This is a genomic window from Amycolatopsis sp. NBC_00348, from assembly GCF_036114655.1.
Lineage (GTDB): Bacteria > Actinomycetota > Actinomycetes > Mycobacteriales > Pseudonocardiaceae > Amycolatopsis.
This window is the reverse complement of record NZ_CP107994.1, coordinates 2,309,134-2,328,531: the sequence shown is the minus strand read 5'-3', so window position 1 is coordinate 2,328,531 and position 19,398 is coordinate 2,309,134. Positions and strand designations below refer to the sequence as shown.

20 protein-coding genes are annotated in these 19,398 nt (G+C 71.4%); 2 read left to right on the top strand and 18 right to left on the bottom strand.

The window, feature by feature from the left end:
- Window position 1: 1 nt before the first annotated feature.
- The 10 genes from OHS58_RS10505 to ruvC form a co-directional block, all read right to left on the bottom strand.
- Window positions 2-343 carry a hypothetical protein gene (locus OHS58_RS10505; RefSeq protein WP_326950029.1) on the bottom strand — a complete coding sequence of 114 codons (342 nt, stop codon included), beginning with the start codon at window positions 341-343 and terminating at the stop codon, window positions 2-4.
- Window positions 343-2,019 (bottom strand): hypothetical protein, encoded by a 1,677-nt coding sequence (locus OHS58_RS10500; RefSeq protein ID WP_328648078.1) that lies wholly within the window; start codon window positions 2,017-2,019, stop codon window positions 343-345. Before OHS58_RS10500 ends, OHS58_RS10505 begins: the two co-directional genes overlap by 1 nt.
- A gap of 285 nt (window positions 2,020-2,304) precedes the next feature.
- Window positions 2,305-4,659 carry a RelA/SpoT family protein gene (locus OHS58_RS10495; RefSeq protein ID WP_247052257.1) on the bottom strand — a complete coding sequence of 785 codons (2,355 nt, stop codon included), beginning with the start codon at window positions 4,657-4,659 and terminating at the stop codon, window positions 2,305-2,307.
- Between the two features lie 193 nt (window positions 4,660-4,852).
- On the bottom strand, window positions 4,853-5,371 hold the full coding sequence (locus tag OHS58_RS10490) for an adenine phosphoribosyltransferase (protein ID WP_326952966.1): 519 nt from the start codon (window positions 5,369-5,371) through the stop codon (window positions 4,853-4,855).
- 1 nt (window position 5,372) lies between these two features.
- The gene (gene secF, locus OHS58_RS10485; RefSeq protein WP_328648077.1) at window positions 5,373-6,599 is read right to left on the bottom strand and encodes a protein translocase subunit SecF; all 1,227 of its coding nucleotides are present in this window, start codon (window positions 6,597-6,599) and stop codon (window positions 5,373-5,375) included.
- Between the two features lies 1 nt (window position 6,600).
- A complete protein-coding gene (gene secD, locus OHS58_RS10480; RefSeq protein ID WP_326952964.1) occupies window positions 6,601-8,406 on the bottom strand; it encodes a protein translocase subunit SecD in 1,806 nt (601 codons plus the stop codon).
- Window positions 8,407-8,627: 221 nt separating this feature from the next.
- The gene (gene yajC / locus OHS58_RS10475) at window positions 8,628-9,038 is read right to left on the bottom strand and encodes a preprotein translocase subunit YajC (protein ID WP_247052261.1); all 411 of its coding nucleotides are present in this window, start codon (window positions 9,036-9,038) and stop codon (window positions 8,628-8,630) included.
- A gap of 120 nt (window positions 9,039-9,158) precedes the next feature.
- Window positions 9,159-10,232: a Holliday junction branch migration DNA helicase RuvB gene (ruvB, locus tag OHS58_RS10470; protein ID WP_328648076.1), complete on the bottom strand. Its 1,074-nt coding sequence runs from the start codon at window positions 10,230-10,232 to the stop codon at window positions 9,159-9,161.
- 9 nt (window positions 10,233-10,241) lie between these two features.
- Window positions 10,242-10,835 (bottom strand): Holliday junction branch migration protein RuvA, encoded by a 594-nt coding sequence (gene ruvA, locus OHS58_RS10465; RefSeq protein WP_247052263.1) that lies wholly within the window; start codon window positions 10,833-10,835, stop codon window positions 10,242-10,244.
- Entirely contained in the window at window positions 10,832-11,449 is a 618-nt protein-coding gene (ruvC, locus tag OHS58_RS10460; protein WP_326950035.1) for a crossover junction endodeoxyribonuclease RuvC, read from the bottom strand. Before ruvC ends, ruvA begins: the two co-directional genes overlap by 4 nt.
- A gap of 73 nt (window positions 11,450-11,522) precedes the next feature.
- Between ruvC and OHS58_RS10455 the strand changes: the two genes are divergently transcribed.
- Window positions 11,523-11,963, top strand: a complete 441-nt coding sequence (locus OHS58_RS10455) for a cupin domain-containing protein (protein ID WP_328648075.1) — start codon at window positions 11,523-11,525, stop codon at window positions 11,961-11,963.
- A 1-nt stretch (window position 11,964) separates the two neighbouring features.
- On the opposite strand, the gene OHS58_RS10450 is transcribed toward OHS58_RS10455, so the two are convergent.
- From OHS58_RS10450 to OHS58_RS10430, 5 genes are all read right to left on the bottom strand, one after another.
- Entirely contained in the window at window positions 11,965-12,516 is a 552-nt protein-coding gene (locus tag OHS58_RS10450; RefSeq protein WP_326950038.1) for a DUF4262 domain-containing protein, read from the bottom strand.
- 147 nt (window positions 12,517-12,663) lie between these two features.
- On the bottom strand, window positions 12,664-13,419 hold the full coding sequence (locus tag OHS58_RS10445; protein WP_326950039.1) for a YebC/PmpR family DNA-binding transcriptional regulator: 756 nt from the start codon (window positions 13,417-13,419) through the stop codon (window positions 12,664-12,666).
- Between the two features lie 41 nt (window positions 13,420-13,460).
- Window positions 13,461-14,081 (bottom strand): pyridoxal 5'-phosphate synthase glutaminase subunit PdxT, encoded by a 621-nt coding sequence (gene pdxT, locus OHS58_RS10440; RefSeq protein ID WP_326950040.1) that lies wholly within the window; start codon window positions 14,079-14,081, stop codon window positions 13,461-13,463.
- 133 nt (window positions 14,082-14,214) lie between these two features.
- Window positions 14,215-14,535, bottom strand: coding sequence for an AzlD domain-containing protein (locus OHS58_RS10435; protein ID WP_328648074.1), 321 nt, complete (start codon window positions 14,533-14,535; stop codon window positions 14,215-14,217).
- Window positions 14,535-15,251, bottom strand: a complete 717-nt coding sequence (locus OHS58_RS10430; RefSeq protein WP_328648073.1) for an AzlC family ABC transporter permease — start codon at window positions 15,249-15,251, stop codon at window positions 14,535-14,537. The genes OHS58_RS10435 and OHS58_RS10430 overlap by 1 nt, the downstream gene beginning before the upstream one ends.
- Before the next feature lie 68 nt (window positions 15,252-15,319).
- Between OHS58_RS10430 and OHS58_RS10425 the strand changes: the two genes are divergently transcribed.
- Window positions 15,320-15,883 (top strand): helix-turn-helix domain-containing protein, encoded by a 564-nt coding sequence (locus tag OHS58_RS10425; RefSeq protein WP_247052270.1) that lies wholly within the window; start codon window positions 15,320-15,322, stop codon window positions 15,881-15,883.
- Window positions 15,884-15,887: 4 nt separating this feature from the next.
- Here the strand turns inward: OHS58_RS10425 and pdxS are convergent, their stop codons facing one another.
- The 3 genes from pdxS to OHS58_RS10410 all read right to left on the bottom strand — a co-directional run bounded on the left by pdxS (window position 15,888) and on the right by OHS58_RS10410 (window position 19,357).
- The gene (gene pdxS / locus OHS58_RS10420) at window positions 15,888-16,811 is read right to left on the bottom strand and encodes a pyridoxal 5'-phosphate synthase lyase subunit PdxS (RefSeq protein ID WP_328648072.1); all 924 of its coding nucleotides are present in this window, start codon (window positions 16,809-16,811) and stop codon (window positions 15,888-15,890) included.
- An 89-nt stretch (window positions 16,812-16,900) separates the two neighbouring features.
- Entirely contained in the window at window positions 16,901-17,884 is a 984-nt protein-coding gene (locus OHS58_RS10415; RefSeq protein WP_328648071.1) for an ArsR/SmtB family transcription factor, read from the bottom strand.
- Window positions 17,885-17,914: 30 nt separating this feature from the next.
- Window positions 17,915-19,357: an FAD-binding oxidoreductase gene (locus tag OHS58_RS10410; protein ID WP_328649790.1), complete on the bottom strand. Its 1,443-nt coding sequence runs from the start codon at window positions 19,355-19,357 to the stop codon at window positions 17,915-17,917.
- Window positions 19,358-19,398 lie beyond the last annotated feature (41 nt).

Genomic DNA, 19,398 nt, shown 5'->3' with positions numbered 1-19,398 from the left:
CTCAGGTGAAGATCTTCTGCACCTGGTCGGAGATCTTCGCGACCAGCTCGGAGAACTGCACCACTCCGCCCAGCAAGCCCTTGACCTTCTCCCAGCGGCTGCGCACCACGGCCGGTTCCGCGGCGTCGCCCGCGCGCAGGTCGGCCGCCAGGTCGTCCAGCGTGTCCTCCAGGACCTCCTGCTTGGCCAGGTCCTGGCCGCGCACGTCGGCGGCCAGCCGCTCGACCAGGCCGAGCAGCGCGGGCAGGGCGGTGTCCGCGCCACCGCCGTCGATCCCGGTCTGGGTGATCGGCCCGGAGTTGTCCCGGCCGATGCTGACCTTGTTCGTGATGCGGGGTTCCATCAGGCCTCCGTCCGGGCCAGGCGGCCGGGTGCGCGGGGCGGGCGTGGCCGCGGGCCGCGCTGCCCGGTCTGGGTGATCGGGGCGCGGTTGTCGCCGCCGATGGTGATGTCGTTGTTGATCACGACCGCCGCCTGCTCCTCGAACTTCGCCGTCGAGAACCCGGCGTCGCCGAGCAGGCGACCGATCGCCGGCAGGAGCCGGCTTTCGATGATCTTTTCGTACCGCTCGATGTCGACGAGCTGGAAGTAGTCGGTGAACAGGTTGACCGACGCGAGCTCGCGCAGGGTGCTCGAGGCGCCGTAGCGGTCCGGGTCGAGGACGCCGGGCTCGCGCTTCGGCCGCCGGATCCAGGACGCGAGGTTCGCGATCCGGCCGGGCAGGCTCGCGGGCATCTCCAGCCACGCCAGGAAACCCTGGCCGAGCGGGCGCAGCGAGTCCGGCCGCATCTTGTCCACCACGCGGTACTCGGCCCGGATCGGCGGCAGCATGAACGGCGTCCACTCGACGTACAACGTCGTCTCGTCGACCGCTACGTGCAGGAACGTCGTGAGCACGAGATCCCGGTCCCAGGTCTCGACCTGGAAGCACAGGTAGTAGCGCGCCCATTCCTTCGGCTCCATCCGGAGCCGGTCGACGTCGGCCTCGGTGAGCCGGGTGTGCGGCGGGTACTCGATGTCGGGCAGGTACGCCGCGGCCTCCGGCTCGGCCAGGTGGTCGACGAGCTCGGCGGCCGGGGTGAACACCGCCTCGGTCACGGTCAGCCCGCCCAGCCGCTGATCCGGTGACAGCGAACCCGACCGGCGGAGGTTCCCGATCGCCTCGCGGATCCCTTCGTACAGCGTTTCGGTGGTGAGCTCCCGGCGCGTCGCCGGATCACTCTCGTCGTCCTCCAGCCGCTCCAGCGGGATCGCCATCGACCAGGCGTCGCGCCGGAAACCGGCCCCCACGAACGGGTTGTAGCCGCGGTAGACCACCAGCGGCGCGCCGGGCACGCCGGCGAACTCGTCACCGCGCTGGTACCGGGCGAGCTGGTCGCGGAAGTCCTCGGTGAACAGCCCGGTGAGACTTCCGTTGTCGGGCGCGGGGGTGGCGTGGCGCTTGAAGCGCGTCGTCAGCAGGTTCCACAGGGACCAGCGCTCCAGCGTGACGATCACCAGCACGACCAGGGCCAGCACGACACCGATGACGGTCCGGGCGGTGTCACCGCCCGTCGACGACGGCTCGTAGTCGTCGTAGTACCGGGAGGAGGACCGGCTCCCGGAATCGAAGAACTCGCCCGCATAGGGCAGCAGCACCGCCACGGCCAGGACGGCGAGGCCGAAGCCGATCACGATCTTCGGGTTGATCGACCGCTGGGCCCCGTACCCGGCTTTCCCCGAACGCGCGACCATCAGAATGGCCGACAGCAGGATCCAGCCGTAGAGCAGCGGGTTGTCCCACGACAGCCCGACGACGATGGCCATCAGCAGCACCAGCAGGCCGTCGTAGTTCTTCCGGCGGGCTCGCGCCCGCACCGCCTCCGCGAGCACGCGGCCCGCGTCGAGCCCCGTCGACGGCGGCACCGGGCGGGTGGGTTCGACGAGGAACTCGGTGATCGCCCGTTTGCTGTAGCCGGGGTCGAGGTAGGACGCCGCGCACAGGTAGCGCGTGGTGTCGTCGGCCGTGCCTGGGGACATTGCTGCTCCCTCGCGTTTCCGGAGGGTCGGGGCCGGGCGCACCGCTTCCGGACGGCTCCCTCACCTGCAATTTGCAGACCGTAGCATGCGCTCGAAGAACGCGGCACCGTATTTCCCGGGCCGGTTCCGGAAACCCGCCGGGAATGGACGCGGTCACAGATTCCGGGAATGGACCGGACCGACATTCGACAATTTCTTCGCGCCCGGCCGACGAGATCACGGCATGTCCAGTGTGGACAGTCCAGGAGGGTCGGCAGCCCCTGCCGCTCCGGTCGTGAGCGCGCGCTAGGACGCCGACGTCACGCGGTAGACGTCGTAGACGCCTTCCACGCCGCGGACCACCTTGAGGACGTGGCCCAGGTGCTTCGGGTCGCCCATCTCGAACGAGAACCGGCTGACCGCGACCCGGTCGCGGGACGTCGTCACCGAGGCCGACAGGATGTTGACCTTCTCGTCCGCCAGCACCTTCGTCACGTCCGAGAGCAGGCGGTGCCGGTCGAGGGCCTCGACCTGGATGGCCACCAGGAACACCGACGACGCCGACGGCGCCCACTCGACCTCGACCAGCCGCTCGGGCTGGGACTGCAGGTCGCCGGCGTTGGTGCAGTCGGTGCGGTGCACCGAAACACCGCCGCCGCGGGTCACGAAACCGAGGATCTCGTCGCCCGGGACCGGGGTGCAGCAGCGGGCCAGCTTCGCCCAGACGTCGCTCGCGCCCTTGACCACGACGCCGACGTCGTTGGAGCCGCGGCGCCGGGTGACGGTGGACGGCGTCGCGCGCTCGGCGAGCTCCTCCTCCGCCGCGTCGACGCCGCCGATGAGCGCGACCAGGCGCTGCACGACGTGCTTGGCGCTGGTATGGCCCTCCCCGACCGCCGCGTACAGCGACGAGATGTCGGCGTGGCGCAGCTCGGTGGCGATCGAGCCCATCGACTCCGCGGAGACCAGCCGCTGGATCGGCAGGCCGACCTTGCGGATCTCCTTGGTGATCGCTTCCTTGCCGCCTTCGATCGCCTCGTCGCGGCGTTCCTTGGCGAACCACTGCCGGATCTTCGCGCGCGCCTTCGGCGAACCCGCGAACTGCAGCCAGTCGCGGCTCGGGCCGGCGTTCTCCGCCTTCGAGGTGAAGATCTCGACGACTTCGCCGTTTTCCAGCTTGCGTTCCAGCGCGACCAGGCGGCCGTTGACGCGGGCGCCGATGCAGCGGTGCCCGACCTCGGTGTGCACGGCGTAGGCGAAGTCGACCGGGGTCGACTCGACGGGCAGCGTGATCACGTCGCCCTTCGGCGTGAACACGAAGATCTCGCGCGCGGCCAGCTCGTAGCGCAGCGACTCGAGGAAGTCGCCCGGGTCGGCCGCTTCCCGCTGCCAGTCGAGGAGCTGGCGCATCCACGCCATCTCGTCGACGTCCACGGCGTTGCCGTTGTGCGTGCCCTTGGTTTCCTTGTACCGCCAGTGCGCGGCGATGCCGTACTCGGCGGTGCGGTGCATCTCGTAGGTGCGGATCTGCACCTCGAGGGGCTTGCCGTCCGGGCCGATCACCGTGGTGTGCAGCGACTGGTAGACGCTGAACCGCGGCTGCGCGATGTAGTCCTTGAAGCGCCCGGGAACCGGCTGCCACAGCGCGTGGACGACGCCCATCGCCGCATAGCAGTCGCGGACGTCCTCGACCAGGATCCGCACGCCGACCAGGTCGTGGATGTCGTCCAGGTCGCGGCCGCGGACGATCATCTTCTGGTGGATCGAGTAGTAGTGCTTCGGCCGGCCCTCGACCTTCGCGGTGATCCGCGACGACACGAGGTTGCTGGTCAGGTCGGTGATGACCGAGCGCAGGTAGATGTCGCGCGAGGGCGCGCGGTCGGCGACCAGGCGCACGATCTCGTCGTACTTCTTCGGCTGCAGGATGGCGAACGCGAGGTCCTCCAGCTCCCACTTCACCGTGGCCATGCCGAGGCGGTGGGCCAGCGGGGCGAGGACCTCGAGGGTCTCGCGCGCCTTGCGGGCCTGCTTCTCCGGCGGCAGGAAGCGCATCGTGCGCATGTTGTGCAGCCGGTCGGCGAGCTTGATGACCAGCACCCGGGGGTCCTTGGCCATCGCGATGACCATCTTGCGGATGGTCTCGGCCTCGGCGGACGTGCCGAGCTTGACCTTGTCCAGCTTCGTGACGCCGTCGACCAGCTCGGCGACCTTCTCGCCGAAGTCGGCCTTCAGGCTCTCGACGGCGTAGCCGGTGTCCTCGACCGTGTCGTGCAGCAGTGCCGCGACGAGCGTCGTGGTGTCCATGCCCAGCTCGGCGAGGATCGTGGCGACGGCCAGGGGGTGCGTGATGTACGGGTCGCCGGACTTGCGCCGCTGGCTCCGGTGCAGCTCCTCGGCGACGTCGTAGGCGCGCTGCAGCAGCCCGAGGTCGCCGTTGGGGTGCAGCTCGCGGTGGATGACCGCGAGGGGTTCCAGGACCTGCTTGACCGGGGCGGCGCGCTGGGCGGTGATCCGCCGCGCGAGACGGGCGCGCACCCGCCGGGTGGCGGACGGGTTCGGCGCCGCGCCGTTCGGCTTCGGCGACGCGGGCTGTGCCGCCGCCTGCCCGTTCTGCGGGGCGCCCTCTTGAGCGGGCACCGCGGCGTCGAGCTCCTGGCTCACCCGCACCTCCTGCTGCTCGTGCGGCCTTCGAACCCCCAGGGTAGCCGCTCGGTCCTGCGACCCCGCCGGGTGCGCCCATTGAGGGTGATCACAACGCCCTGACCAGGGAGTTCCGCTCTCGCCGCCGCCCTCGTGAGTGTTTAGTCGGGTTAGAACCCTACTAAACACTCACGACAAGCAGCGGCAGGCAGGTTCAGCAGACCTGCAGTGCGTGGATCTTCCGGTCCCCCAGCACCTGACGGCCGCCGAGGGCCGCCAGTTCCAGGACCACCGAGACGCTGTCGACGACCGCGCCCGCGTCTTCCAGGAGCTTGCCGGTCGCCGCGACCGTGCCGCCCGTGGCCAGGACGTCGTCCAGGATGGCGACACGCTGGCCGGGGTGCACCACGCCCGCCGGCAGCTCGACCGTGGCCGTGCCGTACTCCAGCGCGTAGTCCACCCGGCCCGCGACCAGCGGGAGCTTGCCCGGTTTGCGGATCAGCACCACGCCGAGGCCGCGGGCGTACCCGACGGCCGCGGCGAGCAGGAATCCGCGGGCCTCCACGCCGGCGAGCGCCTCGACCCCGGGGTCGATGGTGCTCGCCAGCGCGTCGGTCACGGCCTTGAAGGCGCCGGCGTCCGCGAACATCGGGCTCAGGTCGCGGAACAGCACGCCGGGCTCGGGAAAGTCCGGCACCTCGGCGATCAGGCCGAGGGCCTTCTCCAGCTCCACGTCAGCGCTTCCGCTTCCCGGCCGGCTTGCCCGCGGGACGCTGCTTCTGGATCCGGGCGGGCACGCTCGACGCGGCGGCGTACGCCTTCTCCTTGCGCAGCTCCGCCGCCAAGGCGTCGTCGTCCGAGGCGTCGAAGTCGCCGCTCGCGGCCTTGCGCTCCTGGTTGGCCCGGCGCTGCTGGACCCGCTCGGCCTGCTGCCGGTACTTCGGGTCGCGCATCTTGAAGTCGACCAGCAGCGGCGTCGCCAGTGCGACCGACGACAGGACGCCGACGATCGTGCCGGTGAGCTGCACGAGCGCCAGGTCCTGCAGCGTGCCGGAACCGAGCAGCACGTACCCGACGATCAGCAGGCCGAGGATCGGCAGCAGCGCGATGAACGCGGTGTTGAACGACCGCATCAGGGTCTGGTTCAGCGCCAGGTTCGCGGCTTCGCCGAACGTGCGGCGGGTCAGCCCGAGCAGGCCGCGCGTGTTCTCGCGGACCTTGTCGAACACCACCACCGTGTCGTAGAGCGAGAACCCGAGGATCGTCAGCAGGCCGATCACCGTCGCCGGCGTGACCTCGAAACCGATCAGCGAATACACACCCGCGGTGACGAAGATGTCGTGCAGCAGCGAAACCAGGGCCGCCGACGCCATCCGCAGGTCGAAGTAGATCGCCAGGAAGATGACCACCGCGACGAGGAACACGATGAGGGCGATCAGCGCCTTCTGCGAGATCTCCCCGCCCCAGGACGCGCTGACCGCGCTGTCACTGATCGCCTGCACGCTCGGCTGCTTGTTGCTGCCGATCGGCCCCAGGTCCTGGAACAGGGTCTGCTTGAGCTTGGCGACGTCCGCCGCGTCCAGCGTCTCGGTGCGGATCTGGATGGTCGACGCGTCGCCCGTGCCGACCTTCTGCGTCTCCGCGGCCGGGTGGCCGAGGGCCTTCTCGAACGACGCCTTGGCCTGGTCTTCGGTGATCACGCCGTGGATGCCGTTGGCCGGCATCTGCAGCTGCGTGCCGCCCTCGAACTCGATGCCGTAGTTGAAGCCGCGGAAGATCATCGACGCGAGGCACACGAGCACCAGCGCGGAGAAGAAGATGTACCAGCGCTTGCGCTTGCCGACGACGTCGAACGCACCGCTGCCGACGTAGAGACGGCGGAAGATGCTGTCCTTCTTGCCGGGTTTCGCCGCGGCCTTCATGTCGCCGTCGGCGTCCCTGCCCAGTTCTTCGACGCCCACGTCAGGCCTCCTTCACGTTCGCGCGGCCGACCGAGGTCGACTTGCGCTGCGAACCCACTTGCTGCACGGCACCCAGGCCCAGGTACTTGGGATTGGACAGGAACTTCGACTTCGACGTGGACGCGATCGCGACCAGCGGGTGCGTCACCAGGTAGACGATCACCAGGTCGAGCACCGTGGACATGCCCAGGGTGAACGCGAAGCCCTGGACGTCGCCGACCGCGATGATGTACAGGATCGCCGCGGCCAGGAAGCTCACCGCGTCCGAGGCCAGGATCGTGCGCTGGGCACGGGTCCAGCCGCGCGGCACCGCGGACCGGAACGTCCGGCCCTCCCGGATCTCGTCCTTTATTCGTTCGAAGTAGATGACGAACGAGTCCGCCGTGATGCCGATGGCGATGATCAGGCCGGCGATGCCCGCCAGGTCCAGCGTGTAGCCGATCCAGCGCCCGAGCAGCACCAGCACCGCGAACACCAGCGAGAACGACAGCCCCAGCGACAGGATGGTGAGCACACCGAGCAGCCGGTAGTAGAACAGGCAGTAGATGAAGACGACCAGCAGGCCGATGCCGCCGGCGATCAGGCCGGCCTGCAGCGACGCGAGGCCCAGCGTGGCCGACACCGTGGTCGCGTCCGAGGAAGCGAACGACAGCGGCAGCGAGCCGTACTTCAGGATGTCCGAGAGGTCCTTCGCCTCGGTCTGCGTGAACTTGCCGGTGATCTGGGTGTTGCCGTCCAGGATCGCGACCTGGATGTTCGGCGCGGACACGACCTGCGTGTCGAGCACGAACGCGGCCTGCTGGTTGGTGTTCTTCGAGGTGAAGTCCGCCCAGATCTTGGTGCCCTCGCTCTTGAAGCTGAGGTTCACCACCCACTGGCCGCGCTGCTGGTCGTAGCCCGAGCTCGAGTCGGCGATCTCGGTGCCCGGCAGGAACTCCGGCTCCAGCAGGTACTTGTACGTGTCGTGGTCACCGCAGGCGACCAGCGGCAGCTTGGGGTCGTCGTTGCCCTCGAGGGGGTCCTTGGCGTTCGGCGCGCAGGTGATCGACGCCATCGCCTGGGCGACGAGCTCCTGGTTCGGGTTGCCGTCGGCGCCGATCATCTGCGGGTTCTGCCGCACGGCCTTCGCGGCCTGGATCTGCTTCGCGGTGTCGGCGTCGACCGAGCCGTCCACCGGGGCCGGGGCCTGGCTCGTCGCGGGCGGCGGCGTGCTGCTGCTCGGCGGGGCCGGCGTGGTGCTCGGCGCCTGCGCGGGCGCGGCGGCGGGGGCACCGCCACCACCGGCGGCCGGGCTGGACGGCGGGACGCTCGAAGCGGCCGTCGGCGCGCCGGAGGACGCCGGGGGCGTGCTCGGAGCGCCCGACGTCGGGGCCTGCGTCCCGGTCGGGACGCCGGTCGGCGGCGTGGTCTGCGGGGGCACGACCGGCTGCGTCGCGTTGGCGACGACCTTCCGGAAGCCCAGCTTGGCCGTCTTGCCCAGGTTCTTCGCCTGGTCACCCTGCTCGCCGGGGACCGTGATCACGACGTTGTTGCCGTCGAGGAGGACCTCGGTGCCACCGACGCCGATCCCGTTGACGCGGCGCTCGATGATCTGGCGCGCCTGGTTCAGGGACTCCCGGGTCGGCTGGCCACCGTCCGGGGTGCGGGCGGTGAGCGTGACCCGGGTGCCGCCCTGCAGGTCGATGCCCAGCTTCGGGGTCGGCTTGTGGTTGCCGGTGAGGAACACCAGCGCGTACAGCACGATCACGATCAAGGCGAACAGGGCGAGATAGCGTCCCGGGCGGAGATGCCCGGCCGATGCTGCCACGGTGCTTCGGTCTCCTCGGACTGGGTGGGAACCCCGACGTTGCGGTGCCCGCCCGGAGGGTTTCCGGGCCGGGACTGTGTGCGATTCACTCCCGGGCACGGGTATGACGGCGGACACGCACGCAGCACCGAGACACTACTCGGTGCTGCGTGAGCCCGGCGTTGCGGCCACACCGACTTTCGTCGGGGGTTTCGCGCCCTGCCCGGGGATGCCGCGGGGCCTTACTTCTTGCCGTGCTCCAGCGGGGGCGCGACCTGCGCGGTCGTGGCCGGCTCGTCGTCCTTGATGCCGGAGCCCGACTCGATGATCGACTCTTCGGCCGGCGCGTCCGACGACAGCTCGTCGGCCGGGGTCTCGTCGGTCTCGACGACCGGCTCGACCTTCTCGCGGACCGCGAGGCGCAGCCAGGTGGTGACGACGCCCGGGGCGATCTCGATGTCGATCGTGTTGTCGCCCGAGGTGTCGGCGACGGTGCCGTAAAGACCGGAAGTGGTCATCACGCGGTCACCGGGCGCCAGGCTGCTCTGCAGGTCCTGCTGCGCCGCCTGCTGCTTCTTCTGCTTGCGCGAGCTCATCACCAGCGGCACGGCGAGGACGAGCACGAGCAGCAGTGGCAGCAAAAGGTTTTGCATGATTCTCCGTTCGACGGACTCCGGGCCCAGCCGAAATGTCCGGTTTTTGGGTGGTGTGCTCCTGTCAAGTGTGCCAGGTACCGGCGCGGACGCCAGCACCCACCCGCCGGTACGGGCCGCTCAGTCCTGCTGGAACGGCGCCGATCCGCCCTGGTCGGGGCGCCCCGGGTGGTCGGCGGGGGGCACCAGACCGAGGTGTTCCCACGCGGTCGCGGTGGCGACCCGGCCACGCGGGGTGCGGGCGAGCATACCGGCGCGCACCAGGTAGGGCTCACACACCTCTTCCACGGTGGTCGCCTCCTCCCCCACGGCGACCGCCAGGGTCGAGATGCCGACCGGCCCGCCGCCGAACGACTTGGTCAGCGCGGTGAGCACCGCCCGGTCCAGCCGGTCGAGGCCCAGCTCGTCGACGTCGTAGACGGCCAGCGCGGCCCGCGCGATCTCGACCGTCACCTTGCCGTCGGCGCGGACCTCGGCGTAGTCACGGACGCGCCGGAGCAGCCGGTTCGCGATCCGGGGCGTGCCCCGCGAGCGGCCGGCGATCTCCTGGCAGCCGTCACGGTCGATCGGGATGTCGAGGATCGTCGCGGCCCGCCGGACGATCAGCTCCAGCTCGGTGTCGCTGTAGAACTCCATCTGGCCGGTGAAGCCGAACCGGTCGCGCAGCGGCCCGGTCAGCGAGCCGGACCGGGTGGTCGCCCCGACCAGCGTGAACGGTGCGATCTCCAGCGGGATGCTCGTGGCGCCCGGGCCCTTGCCGACCACGACGTCGACCCGGAAGTCCTCCATCGCCAGGTAGAGCATCTCCTCGGCGGGGCGGGCGATCCGGTGGATCTCGTCGATGAACAGGACGTCGCCGGGCGCGAGGTTGGACAGCATCGCGGCGAGGTCGCCGGCCCGTTCCAGGGCCGGCCCGGAGGTGATCCTGAGCGCCGCGCCCAGCTCGGCCGCGACGATCATCGCCATCGACGTCTTGCCCAGCCCTGGCGGGCCGGACAGCAGGACGTGGTCGGGCGGCACCCCGCGGCGCCGCGCGCTCTCCAGCACCAGCTCCAGCTGCTCGCGCACGCGCGGCTGGCCGACGAACTCGTCGAGCCGCCGGGGCCGCAGCGTGCCCTCGACGTTCTCTTCGCCGGTCTGGGCCCACGCGGAGAGGGCGTCGTCCTCTTCCTCGGTCACGGCGTCATGGTCCATCAAGGCGTCCTACCGCTTCCGGCCGAGGGTGGTCAGCGACGCGCGCAGCACGCTGGCCGTCGTGTGGTCGTCGCCGTCGGCGAGCACCTTGTCCACGGCCAGCTCGGCCTGCTTCGCCGGGAACCCGAGCCCGGCCAGCGCCTCGACGACCTCCGCGCGCAACGCGCCGGGCGCCGTCACGGCCGGCGCGTCGCCGGAGCCGAGCGCGGTGACCTTGTCGCGCAGCTCCAGGGTGAGCCGCTCGGCGCCCTTGCGGCCGATGCCGGGCACCGAGGTGAGCACGGTGATGTTGCCTTCGACCAGCGCGCCCCGCAGCTTGCCGGGGTCGAGGACGGCGAGGGTGGCCAGCGCGAGCCGCGGCCCGATCCCGGACACCGTCTGCAGCAGCCCGAACAGCTCGCGCGCGTCGACGTCGGCGAACCCGAACAGCGTCAGCGAGTCCTCGCGCACGACCAGGGCGGTGTGCAGCCGGGTTTCCTCGCCGCGGCGCAGGGTGGCCAGGGTCGCCGGGGTGGCCTGCACGGCGAAGCCGACCCCGCCGACCTCGACCACGACGTGGTCCAGGGCGACCGACAGGACTTCTCCGCGTACCGACGAGATCATCGTGCTGCTCCAGGCTTCTTCACGGCGGGCTTCACCGCCGGCTTCTTGACGGTGGCTTGTTTCGCGGCCGCGGCCAGCCGCAGTTTGTGCGTGCGGGCCATCTCGGCCGCGCGGGCTTCGGCCTCGGCGAGGCGGGCCCGCATCGGCTCCCGCCAGAGGTGGCAGATGGCGAGTGCGAGCGCGTCCGCGGCGTCGGCGGGGTGCGGGGCGACCTCGAGGTTCAGCAGCCGCATGACCATGGCCGTGACCTGGGCCTTGTCCGCCCGGCCAGAACCGCTGACGGCCGCCTTGACCTCGCTGGGGGTGTGGAACACGACCGGCAGGCCCCGGCGCGCGGCGGCCAGCGCGACGACGCCGCCGGCCTGGGCGGTGCCCATCGCGGTCCGGACGTTGTGCTGCGCGAAGACCCGCTCGACGGCGACCGCGGCCGGCTTGTACTTGTCCAGCCAGCGCTCGACCTCGTCGGAGATGCCGAGCAGGCGGTGCGCCAGATCCGCGTCGGGCGGCGTCCGCACGACGTCCACGGCCACGCACCGGACGGCCCGGCCCTTGCCGCCGTCGACCACGCCCAGCCCGCACCTGGTCAATCCGGGGTCGACCCCGAGCACCCGCACGCCGTTTCCCTCCCGCCGCGAACATCAGTTCGAGCCTGAGGCTACTGGGCACGGCTGCGGCAGGATGGCTGACATGCCGGAGCCGTCGGATTTCGTCACCCACCTGGGCCTGCAGCCGCTGCCCGTCGAAGGCGGGCGGTGGGCGCAGAGCTGGCGCTCCGCCACCGGCTCGGCGATCTACTACCTGCTCGTCGCGCCGGAGTTCTCCGCGCCGCACCGGCTGGACCGGGTGGAGGTGTACGCGCACCACGCGGGCGCGCCGGCGGCGATACTGCTGCTCCACAGGGACGGCTCGGTCGAGCGGCCGGTGCTCGGCACCGACGTCGCGGCCGGGGAACGCCCGCAGGTCGTGGTGCCCGCGGGGACGTGGCAGGCGACGGTCACGCTGGGCGCATGGAGCCTGCTGGGCACGGTCGTGGTGCCGCCCTACCCGGACGACTGCATCGAGTTCGCCGCGGCGGCCGATCTCGCGGTGGAGTACCCGGCCGCTGCCGCCGACCTGCGGAAGTTCTGACTCAGGGGCCGTCGACGCCCGGGGTCCAGCTCTCCGGGTCGCCGCTCTCGGTGAGCACGAGCTGCCACTTCGCGAAGCCTTCGGGCGCGTCGGGGTGCCACGGGAACTTGCCTTCCGGCGTGGCGACGATCAGCTGCAGGGCCGGGAAGTCGCCGTCCGGGTAGATGAGGAACGCGGTGCCGAAGTACTCGGGGTAGTGGCCCTTGGCGACCCGCTCGAGGACCACCGGGACGCCGTCGAAGAAGTTGTCGTAGCGCCGGCCGACCTCGAAGATCTCGCCGTTGGCGGCCCGGTCGACGTACGCGTCGAGCAGGACCTGGCCCATCTGGTCGGGCAGCCCGACGACGACGGCCTCGGGCACGTTGTGCAGCGCCCACGCGCAGGCGGTGAAGCAGTAGCCGGCGCCCTCGTCGTCCCCGGCGACCGTGACGACGGCGTTGCCGCGTTCCTTGGCCTGCGTCTCGATCCATTCGACCAGGCGCTGTTCGTCCGCCGTCAGGTCGGCGGCGATTTCGGCGGAGGCGGCGGGCGTCGTCGAGGTCACGGCCCACATTGTGCCCGACGAGCCCGCCGCAGCCCAGTACCCGGGCCCCGAATGTCGCCGGATCGGAGCGGGATGCGTTGCGGGGCAAGGGAAAAGAAATGCGCCGCGAGTATCACCCGCGGCGCATTTCTTTTCGCTGTCGTCGTGCTCCGGTCGTCAGTCGACCTCGGCCAGCACCTCGTCCGAAACATCGAAGTTGGCGTACACGTTCTGGACGTCGTCGCAGTCCTCGAGCGCGTCGATCAGCCGGAAGACCTTCTTCGCGCCGTCGACGTCCAGGGGGACGCTGACCGACGGGAGGAACGTCAGCTCCGCCGACTCGTACTCGAACCCGGCCTCCTGCAGCGACTTGCGCACCGGGACCAGGTCGCCACCCTCGGAGACGATCTCGAAGGTCTCGTCGAGGTCGTTGACCTCCTCGGCACCCGCGTCGAGGACCGCCATGAGGACGTCGTCCTCCGTGGCGTCGGCCTTCGGCATGATCACGACACCCTTGCGGGTGAACATGTACGCGACCGAGCCCGGGTCGGCGAGGGAGCCGCCGTTGCGCGTGAGCGCGGTGCGGACCTCCATCGCGGCGCGGTTCTTGTTGTCGGTGAGGCACTCGATCAGCACCGCCACGCCGTTGGGGCCGTAACCCTCGTACGTGATGTTCTGCCAGTCGGCGCCGCCGGCCTCTTCACCACCACCGCGCTTGCGGGCGCGCTCGATGTTGTCCTGCGGAACCGAGTTCTTCTTCGCCTTCTGGATGGCGTCGTAGAGCGTGGGGTTGCCGTCCGGGTCGCCACCACCGGTGCCGGTCCGCGCGGCCACCTCGATGTTCTTGATCAACCGAGCGAAGAGCTTGCCGCGCTTCGCGTCCAGGTTGGCCTTCTTGTGTTTCGTGGTGGCCCACTTGGAGTGGCCGCTCATCTCTCCTCCATCTGTTCCGTACCCCGGCCGGGCACCGCGTCTCAAGCAGCCTTGCGCACGAGGTCGACGAACAACCGGTGCACCCGCACGTCGGGCGTCAGTTCCGGGTGGAACGCGGTCGCCAGCACCGCCCCTTGCCGGACCGCGACGATCCTAGCGGCCTCGTCTCCCAGGCCGGGCACGCCGCTGACCGTGGCGAGCACCTCGACGCCGTCACCGGCCTTCTCGACCCACGGGGCCCGGATGAACACCGCGTGCACGCCGCCACCGTCGACCCCGGCAAAGGCAAGGTCGGCTTCGAAGGAGTCGACCTGCCTGCCGAAGGCGTTGCGCCGGACGACCACGTCGAGCCCGCCGAGCTGCTGCTGGTCCGGCCGCCCGTCGAGGGTCTGCCGCGCGAGCAGGATCATCCCGGCGCACGACCCGAACGCGGGCAGCCCGCCGGCGATCCGAGCGCGCAGCGGTTCCAGCAGCTCGAACGTCTCGAGCAGCCGCGACATCGTGGTCGACTCGCCGCCGGGCAGCACCAAACCGTCCACTTCGGACAATTCAGCGGCCCGGCGCACCGGCACCGCCCGCGCGCCCGCTTCTTCCAGCATCGCGACGTGCTCGCGCACGGCACCCTGCAGGGCGAGCACACCGACGACCGGCTTCGACGACACCCAACCTCCCGAAAGACCCTTCCCACCAGCCTAGACGCTGACCCGCGGCGGCGGAGCGGCAGGTCAGCCCGGTCGAACCGCCGTCAGGGCCACCTTGCGGGCGTCCGACGCCCGAACCGGCACGATCGGTGGGTCAGGGGACGCCGGCGAGGCGCAGCAGCGCGGCCGTCGCGGCGGCCGCGACGACGACCACCACGAACGGGGCCTTGCGCCAGGCCAGCACTCCCCCGACCAGCACCCCCGCCGGCCGGGCGAAGCCCGCGAACGAGTGGCCCTCGGTCAGGGCGCTCACCGCGACCAGCGCCGCGAGCAGCACGACCGCGCCGAGCACCATCAGCCGTTCGGCGCGCGGCGACAGTTTCACCCGCTCGCGCAGCAGCGGTCCGGCGAGCCGGAAGGCGTAGGTGCCCACGGCCAGCACGATCGTGCCGATGAGCAGTTCGGTGCCGTCCATCAGCAGGCCTCCTGCGGCTCGGGTTCCGGCGCGGGCTGGGGCTTGGGCTCGCGCGCCGCGGCCCCGGCGAGCACGCCGACCAGGGCGAGCAGCACCGGCAGGCCCGCGGGCAGGAACGGCGTCGCGACCAGGGCGGCGAGCACGCCGAGCAGCACCGGCAGCCGGGCCGCCTTGTCACGCAGGGACGGCAGGACCAGCGCCAGCAGCACGGCGGGGAACGCCGCGTCCAGGCCGAAGACGTCGGTGTCGCTGATCGCCGACCCGGCGAACGCGCCGACCAGCACGCCGGCGTTCCAGCAGACGAAGATCCCCAGCCCGCAGGCCCAGTAGGCCGCGCGGCGGCGCCGGACCTCGTCCTGGGCCAGCGCGAACGCCACCGTCTCGTCGCTCATCAGGTGGCTGCCGGCCAGCCGCGCGCCCCACCGCTTTCCGAAGACGTCGCCGATCGCGAACCCGAACGGCAGGTGCCGCGTGTTGACGAGCAGCCCGGCCAGCACCGCGGCGAACGGGTTGCCGCCGGCGGCCACGATGCCGACGAACATGAACTGCGACGCCCCCGCGAAGACCAGCAGGGACATCACCATCGGCGCCCAGACCGGGAAGCCGGAACCCACCGCGATCGCGCCGTAGGACACCCCCACGAGACAATCGGCCAGGCAGACCAGGCCGATGTCCCGGGCGAGGGCCCGATCGAGTGTTCGCCATATCGAACGCATGTGTTCTATAGTGAACAGACGCACCCGTGTTCGTCAAGGCGAACAGACAGACCGATGGAGCGAACGGCATGTCGCAGGAAACCACCGGCGCGCCGCTGGAGATCATCGCGGCGTCGCTGCGCCGCGAACGGAACCGAGCGGGCTTGTCCCTGACCGAGGTGGCGCGCCGCGCCGGCCTGGCCAAGTCGACGCTCTCGCAGCTGGAGTCCGGCACCGGCAACCCGAGCGTCGAGACGCTGTGGGCGCTCGGCGTCGCGCTCGACGTGCCGTTCTCGCGGCTCGTGGAGCCGGAACGGCCGAAGGTCCGGGTGATCCGGGCCGGCAACGGGCCCACGGTGTTCGCCGAACACGCCGACTACGCGTGCACGCTGCTGTCGGCGTGTCCCCCGTCGGCCCGCCGGGACATCTACGTGATCCGCGGCGAGCCGGGCACGCCGCGGCGGTCCGACCCGCACATGACCGGCGTGATGGAGCACATCGTGCTGTGCGCGGGACGCGCCAGGGTGGGCCCGCAGGAGGAGCCGGAGGAACTGCTCCCCGGCGACTACATCTCCTACCCCGGCGACGTCCCGCACCTCTTCGAAGCCCTCGAGCCGGGCACTTACGGCGTCGAGATCTCCGAATACCTCTAGGAAGTCACCAGCCGCGGTCGGCGAGGCGGTGGGGCTCGGGGATCTCTTCCACGTTGATGCCGACCATGGCCTCGCCCAGCCCGCGCGAGACCTTCGCCAGCACGTCGGGGTCGTCGTGGAACGTCGTGGCCTTGACGATCGCCTCCGCGCGCTGGGCCGGGTTGCCGGACTTGAAGATGCCGGAGCCGACGAACACGCCCTCGGCACCGAGCTGCATCATCATCGCGGCGTCGGCCGGGGTGGCGATGCCGCCCGCGGTGAAGAGCACCACCGGCAGCTTGCCGTTCGCGGCGACCTCCTTGACCAGCTCGTACGGCGCCTGCAGCTCCTTCGCCGCGACGAACAGCTCGTCCTCCGGCAGCGACGTCAGCTTGCGGATCTCGCCGCGGATCTTGCGCATGTGGGTGGTGGCGTTCGAGACGTCGCCGGTGCCGGCCTCACCCTTGGAGCGGATCATCGCCGCGCCCTCGGTGATCCGGCGCAGGGCCTCGCCGAGGTTGGTCGCGCCGCAGACGAAGGGGACGGTGAACGCCCACTTGTCGATGTGGTTGGCGTAGTCGGCCGGGGTCAGCACCTCGGACTCGTCCACGTAGTCGACGCCCAGGGACTGCAGCACCTGCGCCTCGACGAAGTGGCCGATGCGGGCCTTCGCCATGACCGGGATCGAGACGGTCTCGATGATGGCGTCGATCAGGTCCGGGTCGCTCATCCGCGCGACGCCGCCCTGGGCGCGGATGTCGGCGGGCACGCGCTCGAGCGCCATCACCGCGACCGCGCCGGCGTCTTCGGCAATCTTCGCCTGCTCGGCGGTGACCACGTCCATGATCACGCCGCCCTTGAGCATCTCGGCCATGCCGCGCTTCACCTTGGCGGTGCCGGTGACCGACTGGACGGAGCCGTTCTGGGGGGTGGTCTGCTGCTCGGGCACGACGAGGCCTTTCGACACGAGATCGGGTGGTTGCTCGTCCGAGCGTAGGTCGGCGGTGGCCTCTTCAGGCAGGCCAGTACACGGGTATCTCAGCAGTCCACTTCGCCCGCGCCCGCGACCAGGACCTCGGCCGCCCGGGTGCGGGTGTAGAGCACGTGACGTCCGGCACGGTGCCCGCTGACCAGGCCCGCGGCCTTGAGGACGCCGAGGTGCTGCGACACCGCCCCGGCGCTCAGCCGGGTGCGGCGGGCCAGCTCCGAAGTGGACGCCGGCGCGGCCAGCTCGGCCAGCAGCATCGCCCGGCCGCGGCCCACCACGGCGGCCAGCGCGCCCGGGGCGACGGCGGTGCCGGCCTCCCACAGCGTCGCGATCCCGCGCGGCGGGTACCGCAGCACCGGCTGCCAGCGCGGGTCGGTCTTGGAGAACACCCGCGGCCAGACGAACGCCGAGGGCACCAGCACCAGGCCGCGCCCGTCGAGCGGGACGGCGGCGTGCAGGTGCCGGTGCGCCACCGTGAGCGTGCCGCCCTGCCAGCGGACCATCGGCGTGAGGTCGTTGAACAGCTCGGCGGCGCCGCCGCGGGCCAGCAACCGCGACCGGTGCAGCACGTCCGCCTCGAGCAGGGCGCGGATCCGCGGCCACTCCGGGGCCAGCACGAGCTCCCAGTACCGCTCCATCAGCGTCGCGAGCCGGTCGAGGCCCGCCTCCGGGTCGCGGTGGAAGCGGTTCAGCGCGAGCGAGCGCGGCCCGGTCATCGCGTCCAGCTCCCGCCGGACGAAGCGGGCGGGCACGTCGCGCAGGTCGGCGAGCTCGTCGGCCAGCTCCGGCACCGGCGTCGAGGGGGTGCCCGCCAGGAAGCCCGGGAGGTGCCGGACGGGCACCAGCTCACGCAGGAGCGCGATGTCCAGCCCGGCCTCGCCGAGTGCCGCGGTGGCCCGCTTGACCCACGGCAGGTGCAGGGCGTGCTCCCCCGGCTGGTTCAGGACGCGGACGCTCGCCACGATCTCCCACGCGGGCGAGAACGCGAACCGGGTGTGGGCCAGGTCCTCTGTGGAGAATGCCAGGTCGAGCACGCTGCCTCCTGCCGCCGGAACGGCTCCAGGTTAGAGCGCTCCCTTGTGGACAGTCGAGTGGGGCTCGGAAAGTCCTTGCGGGAAAGCGAAAATTCCTCGCGGGTCGTACTTCCGGGCGACCGCGCGCAGCCGCGGCAGGTTCGGCCCGTAGTACGCCACCGGCCAGTCCGGCAGCTCCGGGTCGAGGTAGTTGACGTACCCGGTGGTGCCGAACTCCGGCCCCAGCCCGTCCCGCACGGCCGCCAGCGACCGCCGGGCGCCGGCCTCGCCGCCCTCGCCCGGTTCGGCGCTGTGCAGGAACTGCAGGCTCGCCAGTGCGTGCCGGTGCGGGAACGCCGTGTCCCGGACGCCGACGCGCGCGATGGCGCCGCCGCCGGCGTCGATGATGGTGTCGACGCCCGGGTCCCGGATCAGCACGTCGACGACCGCCGCCGGGTCGGCGGCCGGCCGCGTGAGCATCCGCGAGGTCCCGACGTAGGCCGCCCGGGCGGCGACCGCGCCGGGCCGGGACTCCCGGTCGTCGAACGAGCGCATCGCGGACAGGTGGTCCGTGGTCCGCCGCCGCTGCTCGGTCGGCGGCGTGCCGACCCGGCGGATCAGGTCGTCGAGCAGCTCCTTCAGCCGGGCTTCGGGACCGAGGAACGTGCCGCCGAGGCTGGCGTGGTCGTCGCCGAGGCCCATCCCGGACCACAGCTCGTCCGGCATCGCCGGCTGCCACTCCTGCCAGGCGGCGAACAGCGCGGCCTGCGTGCCCACCGGGAAGGACAGCTGGAAGGTGGCGACGTCGGCGATCGGCACGGTCCGGAACGTGAACGCGGTGACGATCCCGAAGTTGCCGCCGCCCCCGCCGCGCAGCGCCCAGAACAGGTCCGGTTCCGCCGTCGCCGAGACCGTGCGCGCCCGGCCGTCCGCCGTGACGATCCGCGCGGCCTCCAGGTGGTCGCACGTCAGGCCGTACTTCCGGTCCAGCACCCCGACGCCGCCGCCGAGGGCGAGCCCGGCGATGCCGACCGTGTCGCAGCTGCCCGCGGGCAGCACCCGGCCGGCCGCGGCGAGCGTCGTGGCGATCGGTCCCAGCCGCGCCCCGGCGCCGATCACCGCACGGCCGCCGGTGCGGACCTCGATGCCCGCCAACCGGCTCAGGTCGACCACGATCCCGCCGTCCACAGTGGAATAGCCGGGATAGCTGTGGCCGCCGCTGCGCGCCGCGATCGGCAGGTCGTGCCGGGCCGCGAAGCCCACGGCGGCCTGGACGTCCTCGATCCGCGTCGCGCCGATGACGGCCGCCGGCACGCGGTAGTCGTACATCGTGAAGTAGCCCTGTTTCGCCTCCGGGTAGCCCGGATCGCCCGGCCGGAACAACGGTCCGGCCAGTTTCCGCCGGAGTCGGTCCCATTCGTCTCCTGGCAGCCCGCCGGCCAGACCGGCCACCGGAACCGCCCCCGAAATCCGCAGAAAAGTCCGCCGGTTCACCGTCACCAAACTCCCCCTCGCCCCGCTCCCCCGGGCATTCG